This is a genomic window from Sphingobacterium nematocida (assembly GCF_900168125.1).
Lineage (GTDB): Bacteria > Bacteroidota > Bacteroidia > Sphingobacteriales > Sphingobacteriaceae > Sphingobacterium > Sphingobacterium nematocida.
Genome location: NZ_FUZF01000011.1, coordinates 1 through 12,405, shown reverse-complemented (window position 1 = coordinate 12,405; position 12,405 = coordinate 1). Strand labels below are relative to the sequence as shown.

The 12,405-nt window shown below is 37.3% G+C and carries 14 protein-coding genes; 6 read left to right on the top strand and 8 right to left on the bottom strand.

The features are described from left to right. Nucleotides 1-8: 8 nt before the first annotated feature. The 4 genes from B5X76_RS12350 to B5X76_RS22360 all read left to right on the top strand — a co-directional run bounded on the left by B5X76_RS12350 (nucleotide 9) and on the right by B5X76_RS22360 (nucleotide 6,359). Nucleotides 9-3,404: a TonB-dependent receptor gene (locus B5X76_RS12350; protein ID WP_176141052.1), complete on the top strand. Its 3,396-nt coding sequence runs from the start codon at nucleotides 9-11 to the stop codon at nucleotides 3,402-3,404. 21 nt (nucleotides 3,405-3,425) lie between these two features. Further along, nucleotides 3,426-4,790, top strand: coding sequence for a RagB/SusD family nutrient uptake outer membrane protein (locus tag B5X76_RS12345; RefSeq protein ID WP_079643424.1), 1,365 nt, complete (start codon nucleotides 3,426-3,428; stop codon nucleotides 4,788-4,790). Then, nucleotides 4,780-5,901, top strand: a complete 1,122-nt coding sequence (locus B5X76_RS12340) for a TlpA disulfide reductase family protein (RefSeq protein WP_079643423.1) — start codon at nucleotides 4,780-4,782, stop codon at nucleotides 5,899-5,901. Before B5X76_RS12345 ends, B5X76_RS12340 begins: the two co-directional genes overlap by 11 nt. A gap of 323 nt (nucleotides 5,902-6,224) precedes the next feature. Then, the gene (locus B5X76_RS22360) at nucleotides 6,225-6,359 is read left to right on the top strand and encodes a hypothetical protein (RefSeq protein WP_262507908.1); all 135 of its coding nucleotides are present in this window, start codon (nucleotides 6,225-6,227) and stop codon (nucleotides 6,357-6,359) included. A gap of 26 nt (nucleotides 6,360-6,385) precedes the next feature. Here the strand turns inward: B5X76_RS22360 and B5X76_RS12335 are convergent, their stop codons facing one another. From B5X76_RS12335 to B5X76_RS12305, 7 genes are all read right to left on the bottom strand, one after another. Beyond that, nucleotides 6,386-7,411, bottom strand: coding sequence for an AAA family ATPase (locus B5X76_RS12335; protein ID WP_079643422.1), 1,026 nt, complete (start codon nucleotides 7,409-7,411; stop codon nucleotides 6,386-6,388). 296 nt (nucleotides 7,412-7,707) lie between these two features. Then, on the bottom strand, nucleotides 7,708-7,965 hold the full coding sequence (locus B5X76_RS12330; RefSeq protein WP_139375294.1) for a hypothetical protein: 258 nt from the start codon (nucleotides 7,963-7,965) through the stop codon (nucleotides 7,708-7,710). A gap of 35 nt (nucleotides 7,966-8,000) precedes the next feature. Beyond that, nucleotides 8,001-8,693, bottom strand: coding sequence for a formylglycine-generating enzyme family protein (locus tag B5X76_RS12325; protein WP_079643420.1), 693 nt, complete (start codon nucleotides 8,691-8,693; stop codon nucleotides 8,001-8,003). Beyond that, a complete protein-coding gene (locus B5X76_RS12320) occupies nucleotides 8,690-9,052 on the bottom strand; it encodes a DUF4180 domain-containing protein (RefSeq protein WP_079643419.1) in 363 nt (120 codons plus the stop codon). The genes B5X76_RS12325 and B5X76_RS12320 overlap by 4 nt, the downstream gene beginning before the upstream one ends. A 426-nt stretch (nucleotides 9,053-9,478) precedes the next feature. Next, nucleotides 9,479-10,078: a hypothetical protein gene (locus tag B5X76_RS12315; RefSeq protein WP_079643418.1), complete on the bottom strand. Its 600-nt coding sequence runs from the start codon at nucleotides 10,076-10,078 to the stop codon at nucleotides 9,479-9,481. Nucleotides 10,079-10,119: 41 nt separating this feature from the next. Further along, nucleotides 10,120-10,509: a VOC family protein gene (locus tag B5X76_RS12310; RefSeq protein ID WP_079643417.1), complete on the bottom strand. Its 390-nt coding sequence runs from the start codon at nucleotides 10,507-10,509 to the stop codon at nucleotides 10,120-10,122. A gap of 340 nt (nucleotides 10,510-10,849) precedes the next feature. Further along, on the bottom strand, nucleotides 10,850-11,284 hold the full coding sequence (locus B5X76_RS12305; RefSeq protein WP_079643416.1) for a DUF6194 family protein: 435 nt from the start codon (nucleotides 11,282-11,284) through the stop codon (nucleotides 10,850-10,852). Between the two features lie 92 nt (nucleotides 11,285-11,376). Between B5X76_RS12305 and B5X76_RS12300 the strand changes: the two genes are divergently transcribed. Continuing rightward, nucleotides 11,377-11,721 carry a winged helix-turn-helix transcriptional regulator gene (locus tag B5X76_RS12300; protein ID WP_079643415.1) on the top strand — a complete coding sequence of 115 codons (345 nt, stop codon included), beginning with the start codon at nucleotides 11,377-11,379 and terminating at the stop codon, nucleotides 11,719-11,721. A 163-nt stretch (nucleotides 11,722-11,884) separates the two neighbouring features. Beyond that, nucleotides 11,885-12,088: a hypothetical protein gene (locus tag B5X76_RS21695; protein WP_139375293.1), complete on the top strand. Its 204-nt coding sequence runs from the start codon at nucleotides 11,885-11,887 to the stop codon at nucleotides 12,086-12,088. Between the two features lie 11 nt (nucleotides 12,089-12,099). On the opposite strand, the gene B5X76_RS12295 is transcribed toward B5X76_RS21695, so the two are convergent. After that, nucleotides 12,100-12,405 (bottom strand): transposase (locus B5X76_RS12295; protein WP_139375292.1); only part of this gene is annotated, 306 nt, incomplete at its 5' end.

Genomic DNA, 12,405 nt, shown 5'->3' with positions numbered 1-12,405 from the left:
TTAAAATTTTGAAACACTTATCAAGAAGAAGTATCTTTTTGGGACGTCAGAAATGTGCCAATCTGATCGCAAAAAGTAGCTCATTACTATTGACAGCATTGATCTTGCAGTCAAACACAAACGCCTTGGCGCAAAAAATCAGTTTAAGGGAACAAAAGACGAGTCTCGAAACTGTGCTTAACAAAATTAGTAAACAGGCCGGCGTAGGATTTGTTGGTGATAGCAATCTCATAAATAAAGATCTAATCATCCAAAATATTAATTTACAAAACGCCAGTCTTACCGATGCTTTGGAAGCTGCATTTAAGAACACGAACCTGACCTATACCATAAAGGATAAAATTGTTGTATACAAACTGAAGGGCGATTCTCCATCTAAATCTACGGATCAACAGTCAATCCGAGGACAGGTGTTGGGCAAAAATGGGGAACCGCTAGTTGGGGCGACAATCACAATAAAAGGGCAAAGCCAGGCTGTAAAGACGGATGAAGCTGGATATTTTACCTTAAAAAATGTGTCAGCTGGTGTGATCTTACAAATCAGCTATTTAGGCTACGATACTAATGAAATCTCAGCAAGGGACAATCTCAAAGTGCAGTTGCAGCAAAGCCAACAACTTCTGGATGAAGTAGCTGTAAGTGTTGGTTACGGTAGAGTTGCTAAAAAAGACCTAACCGGAGCAGTATCCAGCATTAGTGGTAAAGACATTGAACATATACCGGCTGCGACTGTTGACAATGTACTGATGGGCAGGGTATCAGGTGTGCATGTAACCAAAGCCGACGGGCAACCGGGCGGTGCACTCCGAGTACAAATAAGAGGTACGGCTTCCATCACTGGCGATAACGAGCCGCTGTACGTTATCGATGGAGTACCCATGACCGCGGATGCACCTTACATATCAAATGTAAAAAACAGTATATCCGGTGGTGAAGTAGCAGGAGGATTCGAACGCGGTATTAGCCCGATAAGTAATCTAAACTTGGACGATGTGCTATCCATAGATGTATTAAAGGATGCATCGGCATCGGCCATATATGGTTCACGTGCTGCCAACGGTGTAGTGATAATAACAACTAAAAATGGAATAAAAAGCAAAAAGCCCCAATTTACATTTGATACGTATACAGGATTTAGTGTAGCTCGACAACCGATTGTTTTAAATAAAGAGCAGTTTATCACTTACGTAACAGAAGCTGCAAATAACAACCCTACGCATTCGGTGTCAAAACAAATCCTTGACAAAGAAACACCGTATTTTAGAAATTTTGATACCGATTGGATAGATGAAATATCCAGAAATGCTAAAAACAACAATATACACCTGAGTGTACGCGGGGGTAACGAATCCACCTTATATTATACGTCCATGTCTGTAATGGATCAAAAAGGGACAGAACTAAACTCAGGATTCAAGAGGTTTGCTGGCAAAACTAATATTGAGTATTCGCTAAGTTCGAAATTGAAATTTGGGACCAATTTAAATTATAATTACAGCAACTCAAATGTGTCCATGGGGCTTAGTAGGATAGCCTATCAGTTTAGACCGGACTTCCCTATTTTTAATGATGACGGTTCATTCTTCACCTCGCCGGACCGGGTAACTGTCAATCCGGTAGCCCTGTCTACCTCTACGAATGTAGGAAAAAGCTATGGGTTTATTGGAACAGGGTATCTTGAAGCTATGGTTACTAAGGATCTAGTATTCAAGTCGTCACTCACCTATGGTCTTACCAATTACCAACAGAAACAATTTACACCAAGATATATACGTATATCAAACGAAAATCCAAATGAAAGCGGTACAGGAGCAAGAGGATATCGTACTTCTACTTATAATATTTGGGAAAACACATTAACGTACCATAAAAAATGGAATGACCACTTTGTTAATATGATCGTAGGAAATTCATTCCAAGAAAATAGAATGGACTATGATCTTGCTGTAGGTTCTGGATATCCAGATGATCTTATATTAAATAATTTGAGTAGTGCAGCATTACCTTATGATGTGCAAGGGTATACTACCGGGAATGGATTGGTATCGTATTTTGCCCGTGGGAACTACGATTATCAAAAAAAATACCTTTTAACATTAACTTCCAGATTAGATGGCTCATCTAAATTTTCCGATGATCATCAATATGGCTTTTTCCCTTCGGGTGCTATAGCATGGCGGGTTTCTTCAGAAAAATTTATGGAGAACCTACCTTTTGTTAATGATTTAAAAGCCAGATATAGCCTAGGTAAAACCGGTAAACAAAATATAGGAGACTATTTATGGAGAGGATTGTATGAGTCTACCAAATATGCTAACCAAGGAGGAAGCTATCCATCTTCGTTAAAAAATGATAAAGTTAAATGGGAGGAATCACTGCAACAGGATCTTGGTCTAGACTTTTCTCTTTTTAAAAATAAGGTTTATGGATCATTTGGTCTATATAAGAAAGTAACTACAGGCCTGTTAATAACGGTGGATATGCCCGGAAGCTCTGGCTATGATCGAGTAGTCGCCAATGTTGGAAAAACCAGCAATAAAGGATGGGAGGCAGAAATCAATGGACTATTAATTGATAAAAAAGATTTTAAGTGGACACTGGGACTGGTGATGACTAAAAACCGAAATATTGTCTTGGAAATCGGTGGAAATTCGTTTAGCAACCCTGCTCAACGTGGCGCATTAAATGATGCAGTAGTGATGGAAGGACAGCCTCTGGGCACTTTTTATGGCTACAAAGTAGCTGGAATATTCCAAAATCAAGAAGAAATCGATGCCCTTAACAAACTAGCACCTAATGGTCTATATCAGCTTAAAGGCACTGCTCCTGGTGACTTCAAGTATATCGATTTAAATAATGATGGAGTCATTAACGATAAGGACCGTGCGCCGATTGGTGATGCAAATGCTGACTTTTTCGGAGGAATAAATAATAGTTTCCGTATTAAAAACTGGCAGCTATCTGCGCAGATTAACTACTCTTTGGGTAACCAATTAATATGGCGATTAGACCAAAACCAGATGTCTATTTTTGCCGATAGAAATTATTCAGAAATTGTACTTAACCATTGGTCATCAAGTAATACAAACAGCGATAGACCACGTGCGGTTATTGGCGACCCTAATAATAATAAGCGTTTTTCTGACTATTACGTACATGATGCCTCTTATGTGAAATTAAGCACATTGATGTTGAGCTACAACATACCTCAGCCTGTCTATGAAAAATGGGGGCTCAACGCTGTCCAATTATATGCATCAGGCAATAACCTTTTTACCTTAACCAAGTATCCAGGTGTAGATCCAGAGGCTAATAGCAATCCGGGATCCATATTCATGGGAGAAGATCGCAGTACATATCCGCCATCAAGATCCTTTACTTTGGGGCTCAAGTTTAATTTTTAATCATTCGAAAAACTGAAAATCATGTTTAAATCTACATATTTACACGTTACAAGGATTATTCCTTTTCTCTTTACGCTACTCGTTATAAGCAGTTGCTCACTAACAGATGTACTGGACCAAGAACCACCACATGCTTTACCTAGCGATCATGCCATCATCGATTTACAAACGGCTGAAAATGCATTGGTAGGAACGTATGCGCAATTGCCAGAAGCTCATATTGAGTTTATGGGTGCCTATATGACCGGCTTATTACGGGCCTCATCTACCGGTGCTGGTTTTGTCACCAACGAAATTGCGACAAATCATGCCACTGTAAGTAACTATTGGTCTAGGTTATATCGTGTGGTGAGTGCCTCTAATGGAATAATAGAGCAATTACCCGAATTGACCATTGAAAATGAGGACAGAAAAAAAGAAATTATTGGCTCTGCAAGGTTTTTAAGAGCATATGCAAATTTTGAACTTTTGAAATACTTTGGTCGATTTGATAGTTTAAGTCATTCTGATGGCATCATACTAAGAAACTCCCTTGTACAATTGTCAGGCTACGAGAAAGCCCGGAGTACAGTAAGTGAGTCGTATGCGTCCATACTTAACGATCTTAATCAAGCTTTGGATGAGATACCTGTCACTTCAAAAAGTCATTATGTTAACAAATCTGCCGTGCAAGCATTAATGAGTAGGTTTTATTTGTTTAGGGCTTATGCCGATAACGATAATGCTTCAGATTTGAATAAAGCCATAGAATATGCGGATCTAGTAATCAATAATCCAATCTATAAATTGGAAGCGGGCTTTGAGCAGGCTTTTAAGAAAGGGTTGAATTCTAGTGAAGTTATCTGGGGTAGATTTCCCGATAAAACCATGAAAATGAAGTACAACAACTACTTGGTATCACCTAGTCCCTTTGTCATGTACGGCCCCAAGCTAGATAGCCTCCTCACTGGCGATCCAAGAAAAGCTTTCATTATGGGCACTAATCCTATACTACGTACGAAAGCGATAATAAAGTATTACGTAAACAATCAAGAAATTGATGAAACGCTATATTTGATCAGATTACCCGAAATATTTCTTATAAAAGCGGAGGCACAGTGGAGGTTAAAAAAAGATTTATCAGAATGTAAGACCACCTTAAATTCGATCTTGACCCGATTAAAACAACAGTCTAATGCTACAACTATGGAGCAATTTGCTGATGAATTGTTTCATCACTGGACTGCCGAATTATTTTTGGAAAATGGGCATGAATGGTTCGCTTCGATTCGATTTAAGCAGATCGAAAAGTTGCAGAACTTAAAAGATAAAAACAAATATATCATGCCTATTCCTTTAAAAGAAATGGATTTTAACTCGTTAATGAAACAAAATAATGGTTATTAAAATAATCACATCCGTAATTATCCTTACAGCATTTTGCTGTAAGGATAACACTATACAAGCACAGCATAACTATACCATTGACGTGCGTATCGATCCTAGCAGTTATAAAATGGCCTATTTGTCCTACAAAAGCACGGACAAAGAGATTGTTGATTCTGTAAAGATTAAAAATGGAAAATTTAAATTCTCTGGCAGTGTATCGGAACCTACATTAGCTACATTAAAGCTACATGCTGGTGCTCATACCAAACCGACACGATTCTCATTCTACCTTGATAACGAGACGTATAAAGTATCGAAAGGACAGAAACTTCATCAATTAGTAGAAAAATCAACCATCAACCGCCTTCATACCAACTACTTAAAACACTTACGCGAAGCAGATTCATTATTGCGCATTGTGGATAGAAGATGGACCGATGCCGGTCCAACTAAGCGGAAAGAAGAAGCGTTTTTCTATGAATTACAAACGATTCGAAAACCTGCGCTAGCATTAAAAAATAAACTCCAACTCGATTACATTGCTAATAACCCATATTCTTACTTTAGCCTAATAGCTTTAAAAGAAACCTTAGGAAACCCGCCTAACATTCAGGTTTTCGACGAATACTATGCTAAAATATCGGATGATATAAAGCGACTCCCTTCTTCCATAACACTAAAGAAAAGGATTGAAAACCATAAAGCAATCTGTATCGGAGCTACAGCAACTGATTTTAGCCTTCCGGATACAGCAGGGAGATTGATCAGTCTTTCAGATTTTAGAGGACAATATGTGTTAGTAGATTTTTGGGCTTCCTGGTGTGGCCCATGCAGAGCCGAAAATCCGAATCTCCTATCTGCCTATCAATCTTTTAACAAATATGGATTTACTATATTAGGGATTTCGCTGGATTATCCAGGCAAAGAAAAAGACTGGATAGAAGCCATTAAGATAGATGGATTAATATGGCCACAAGTAAGTGATTTAAAAGGTTGGAAAAATGAAGTCGCTATTCATTATCAAATTAACAGTATACCTCAAAACATCTTGATAGATCCGGCAGGAAAAATTATCGCAAAGAATCTTAAAGGAGATGATTTAATTAAATACCTGTCCAGCTTGCTGTAGCTGATCCCATTAATTACCTTTTGTAGTATTATCAATTTACCTTATTTCATAAGCTGCAGGTCTATTGTCGGACCCCTATCCGGACAACAGATCCGCAGCATTTTTATGCTCTTGGCGATACGGTTGACTAACTAGACTAAAGATGAGCTACTATCCATAGCGTATACTATCTAGACAAGCACAACTACGGATCAATTTAGCTAAGAATGATATTGAGAGAATAGGGAATAAGCTAGCTATAGTTATCCGCTGTTGCCGTCAAAGAGAATTTAGATTATGAGCTAACAGAATGGATACGGCGTACACCGACGCACGCGTTCTCAATGGCTATACGAATAGCCGACACGTCAAAGAATCAAGGCCAAAGCCTATACGATGAATTGAAGGTTGTAAATAATTTGGAAGTGGTCAATAATAATATTGTTGATCTCCACCAAGACCTTGAGGCCGAAGCATAAAACAGTTCAAAAAGAAAAGCCTTGGCTTATTCAACGGCCAAGGCTTCTTTTTCCTGTATCAGCAGATCATACCATATCTGCGTATCGATCGTAGGCTTTATAGTCTTTTTATCCTTCATTGCAAAGAGGCTCCGCTTTATAGCATTGATCAGCGTCTTCTGTATACTATAGTAGGAGAGACCCTGAGCCTCTTCGATAAGCTTTTTCATCGACACTTTGCGGTCAAATCCAAACAGCCCCTCTTTCAGTACCAGTTTGATCAGCTCCTGTATCTGTTGCTGATCCGGCAGTTCCAGCGATATCGCCAAGTCAAATCGACGTAGTAGCGCCTCATCCAGCATATCCTTTTGGTTCGTCGCACATATCACCATACTGCTTTGAGGCAGATAGTCGAAGAGCTGCAGTATCGTATTCACCACACGCTTCATCTCACCGTGATCCTGGCTATAGTCGCGTACCTTACCCAGCGAGTCAAACTCATCGATAAAGATGATACAATCCTCCTGCGCTGCCTTACGGAATATCTTCGCTAGGTTCTTGCTCGTCTCACCCAGTTTGGACGATACAATAGCACCTAGATTGACTACGATCATCATCTTTTGCAGTTCGCCAGCGATTACATACGAGGCCAGCGTCTTACCACAGCCCGATGGGCCATAGAGCAGTAGTTTATTCGATATCGGCAGTTGATACTTAGATAGCAGTTCGCTGTTGCGGTGCTCTTCTAGAAAGTTGACCAGTTTATCCTTAGCAGATGGCGTGCACACCAGATTATCTAGATTATAGTCTGATGTCAGCTTTTCTAGGATAAGCTCGTCTGTCTCCCTATCCTGTGTCTGCTGATAGCGTGATGGCGATCCCACCTTTTGCAGCGAGCTATGCTGCTGCTTGCGGATGCTATCTTTCAATAGCGACTGCAGCTGTAGGGCAAAGTTTACCTTTTTACTGTTCTTGTTGTGCTCGATAAATTCGTTCAACGTAGACAATAGCTTGTCCTGGTCGTTTTCCAACCCAAAGCGAGCAATATCTTTTATATAATCCTGTTGTCCCATTTTATCGAATAGCTTATATCAACTTATACAGCTATATAAGTGCAAAGGTACGAAATAGTTCAGTTGTACTGAACTCATTTAAGTTTACTTAATAAATTTAGGTAAATTCAAATCAATATACAATTATTCAGAATACTAATTTCGATTTGCTGAATTCTTCTCAGGCTTTAGGAATCTTATTATAATGAGGAAACATTTTGAATATTTAGATGAAGGTATTAGTGTCTTAAACAAACAACAGGTGTTCTAAAATCGAATAGAACACCCGTGGCCTTTAAAATATTGTAGAACGACTTCTATGAAAATCGACTTGGTATAACATCTCCAACTCTTCCTCGACGTACAGCTTCTTGAAATTGATCAAAAATTTTATGATGATTATTGGCGACGCCCCATTCGCTTAAGATACCTAAGCATTTTTCAAGATTGGCACTGCCATTTTTCGTATATGGTGCAGTCTTATCGGAAAATTCTAAACTATCGTCTTCCAACATCCAAAAGTAGCAAACATGTTTTCGTAATGGGTCTGTAGGATATATTTGTTGATAGTTCATTTTGACTGTTCGATATTGTCTGGTACGGTCTTTTTTTATTTGTTTTTCACAATTCTAAATCCCAAATCGTCAATTTTGAATGAAAAAGGATGGCTTCTTCTTCGAGTTGTCGCCATAACACTTCTTTCTTGGTCGCTCCATCCACCACCACGGAATACACGATAAGAACCGTAAACAGTTTCATCATAAATATCCGTACACCATTCCCAAACATTTCCCAACATATCGTACAGTCCCCAATCGTTTGCTATTTTTTGTCCGACTTCTTGTGTACGATTACTGGAGTTTTCTTTAAACCAAGCGATTTCACTCAATACTCCATATCTAATGTCTTTGGTTCCTGCTTGGCAAGCAAATTGCCACTCTGCTTCTGTTGGCAATCGAAATCCATTTGCTTCTGAATTTAGCGTTACAATTTCAGTGACCAAATCAATTTCATAACATTTATCTTTTCCTAAAGATTCAGAAAGAGCGTTACAAAAACTTACTGCATCAATCCAAGAAACTGTTTCAACCGGGAGCTTGCCGCCTTGAAATGTACTCGGGTTTTGATTGGTTACTGTTAAATACAAATCTTGTGTTACCGGATATTTTAAAATGAAAAACGATTTAATCTCTGTTGTCCATTTTTCTTTTATTCTGTCATCACGTAATTCTATTGTTCCTTTTGGAATTTGAATCATTTGCTCAGCAATAATTGCTTCTATGTCTATCTTTGTAACATTCATTTCCCTGATAATTTTGTAAATGCTTCATTCGTTGATGAAACAAAGCTAATTTGGTTTCCCTTATTGCTTTCATATATGAAATCTTTTAGGCTCTTGCTGTTGAATGTCGAAAAATCCCCCACAATAGCCAATTGAACACGATAAGTTGAAAATTTTTGAAGGATTTCTCCCGCCATTCGATTTTTGAGTTTAAAAAAGTCTGGAGTAATATTTTTTTGATGAATGACAACTTTATCGAATCCTTGATAGTAAACGTTTCCTAATAAATTCAGTCCATCATCTATGTTGTTTATAAGGATTTGTTCTGATGAAAGTTCAGCAATCTTTATATTATTTATCTCGTGTGTGTTTATTTCCATTTCAATCTCTGGCGTATGTTTTTTTTAATGCTCGCTAACGGTAAACTGTATGAGTAGTGGTGGATTTGCGTGCAATTTTCCGTCCATATTTTTTTACATTCCGTCAATACTTTCGGTTTGATTATGGTGGAAGCATTGTTTTATCAATTATTTGCTGATTCTAACTGTGCTTTTTCAATCAAATTTAAGGCAATCTGTAACGCTTTAATTCTAAGTTCAAGTAAAGTTTGTTGAGAATAATTTTCCTTTAAATTAGGTAGTGCTTTTTTACATTTGCTTAGAAGTGACATAATTGCAACTTATGATTCATTTTTTATAGTTCTTCGTATGTTGTATATTACGCACAAGCCGAGCTGAAAAAAATTGTTTTTCAGCTTCCATGATTCCCTCTTTGTTTATTTTTATTTTGTTGATACTACAATGATTTTATTGTTTCCAATTAAGATTTCCATTTTTGTCAAACATTTCGATAGATGGATTCCCTAAACTGTCAACCTTTAAGATAATTCTTGGTACCTCGTTGGCATCTTTCATAATCAGAGCGGCATTTCCGTTTTCTGTTATCAGGTTAATTCTATTAATATTGTGACCTGGTTTGCCAGACAAGTCTTTGTCATTAATAATCAAACCGGCTTTAAAATAACTATCTTCTTTATTATCCTGAGCGAGAACACCAATAGCATCGGCATTTTGATAGTCTAAAGCTATAGCATTTAAATTTGTGGTTTCATTATCGGTTATGGCAATCCCCCCTCGTTCATCACCGTTTTTATCATAAAAAATAATCCCTGCCGGATTAACTGCCCTTTGAAATGTTTTACCATTGATGATGGGAGGCGGAATATTATCCATATTGGAAATTACGATTCTGTTTTTTCCGGTTTTGTCTTTAATGTTAATCCTTTCAGCGTCCATAAATCCATTTGAGCCGTTTAGTAGTATAAAACTTAAAGCGGTTAAGAGTGCGATATTGAATACGACAAGTGTATAAAACGGAATTTTAAAAGTTCTTGATGTTGTTTGCATGGTTTAAAAATGTATTTAGATTGATGATGTATGATGTTTTTTTATCCTTCGTATATGTGAAATTCTGTTACCGTTATGAAATAGCCATCGGGGTCCCTGAACGAGAATTCCTGTCTGCGTGAATTTTTATTTAGGTGAATTTCTTCTTCAACAGTCCATTCGATTTCTTCAAGGTTACGCTTCACTTTCTTCCAATCAGAAGTTCTAAAATAAAGTAACAAGCCATTTCCTGCTGTTAAACTTTGGTCTTTCATCGTTGGGTGACCGTCCCTTTCCCAAGCGTGCAGGCAAAGCACAATTTCATTGTCCTTATTCGTCAGAACGGAAAAATGGTCTCCATCGTGTACAATGTTGAATCCAAATATGTTTCTATACCATTCAGCACTCACTTCAACATCTTTTACGGCAATCATTGGATCAAGTTTTGTCATTTTGTTTTCTATTTATTGTTTATGGCGTATGCTCATTGTTTTGTTAAGCTTTAACAGCAGGCATAATTTTTCAAATATAATAAATCAACGATTCCTGAAAAGTATCATCCTAAAAACTAGTTTCGAACAAACCTTGATTGAAATCGGCCGATAGCAATTTTGTAATAACTTTTCAGCTTCCGTAGGTTAGAGTATAGGAATACATTGAAACCCCATTTTACTCATAAAATGCAGAACAAAGTTGGTTTTATCACTTTTACCATAGACGTGTAATATATTATCACAATCTTCTATATCGAAATTTATTAGAAAGCGGGTAATTTATTTATGTAATCTTCCCTTATATGCGGTTTCCCCTTTTCAACTTGTTAGAATATTTTTTATCATAGCGGGCCTTTGCTATTAGGTGTGCTTCGGATATAAAATTGATAGTTTCTTCGAGCTTTTCTTCTACAGGATTGAGGATACAAATAAAGTGTTGTGCGGAATAGTGAGGGTGAGGAATAAAGGAATTTAATTTCGTGTAATCCCATTCCATTTTAGGATCATTGAATAGTCTGTTAAATGTCTCTTTTGAAACACCTATATTCACTCTGAATACACCGTCACGATTTAAATTAGAAACACTATCGTATTCGTTGTCTGATTTAGCAATGCTTACGAATGGAAGTACATGGTCGTTTCCGTAAAAAAAAAGACTGTAACCAAAACTTTCCAATCCTTGAACGTTTTCCAGACTTTTCGTAATGTGACTTTCAATTTTTAGTAATGACATAATTTATAATTTTCTTAATTGCAAAGTTCAGTCAATTACTTTAAATTTGCAAGTAGTTACCATTTTGATATATAGGAACATAAAGTAAAGTAATGGGTAAAATAGCAATTTCAAACACTACAAAAGAAGAAAATAAAAGCCAACTTTGCCCATTTCAGGAAGCAATGGACTTAATCTCGGGAAAATGGACGATGTCCATTATTAACACTTTAATGAATGGAAAAATGCGGTTTAAAGAACTCGAAAGAAATGTAACAGGTATTAATACACGGATGTTGGTTAAAGAGCTTAAGCAACTTGAAACAAAAAAAATAATAAAAAGAAAAGCGTTTGCAACAATACCACCCACGGTAGAATACTCGTTAACAAAGAAAGGAAAAAATCTAAAACCAGTAATCATTGAAATACAGGCATGGGCTATGAAAAACCCCGACTAAAACAAAGATTTAAGTGTAGGTTCGAATAGTAATGAAAGATCCATTTATTCCAAGGAGCTATATTAAATTAATAAAAGACCATAATAAAACCAAGGTGATAAAGAGCCTATTTGTATATGTTGATTGTAAGGGAATAGGGCTCCACCAATAGAACAATCAATTTATGACACGATATTTGACCGAGGATCAGCTCAAAACAAATCTAAGATTAGGGAGTACAGTAGAGCAGTGGCTTGGTGCTAGCCGAGAAGAAGATTACCTCGTCCTCAAATGGATATCTATCCAGAAGGAAGGTGACCAAGGATATTCCGTGACTTATATCGAATCCATTGATGGGGAGTGTAACTCAAACTGTGTCATTGGATAATTAACCAAAATCTAAAAGCCTCTATCAAGTTTGAGCCTATCCCCAAATTTAATGTAAAGTTGGGATATGGTCAAGCCCCAGTTGTGTATTGGCATTGTCCACTTTTTAGAGATGTCCCTTATAATCAGGAACATCAACTTCATAAGAGCCTGTTCAGAACTGAATGCACCTTTAGTTTTCGTAATTTTACGGACCTGACGGTGCATTCCTTCAATAGGATTAGTGGTGTAAATAGTCTTGCGGACCTGCTCATCATACTCGAAAAAAGTAGATAAGTTCGTCCAATTATCCAGCCAGGATTTAGCAGCTATTGGATA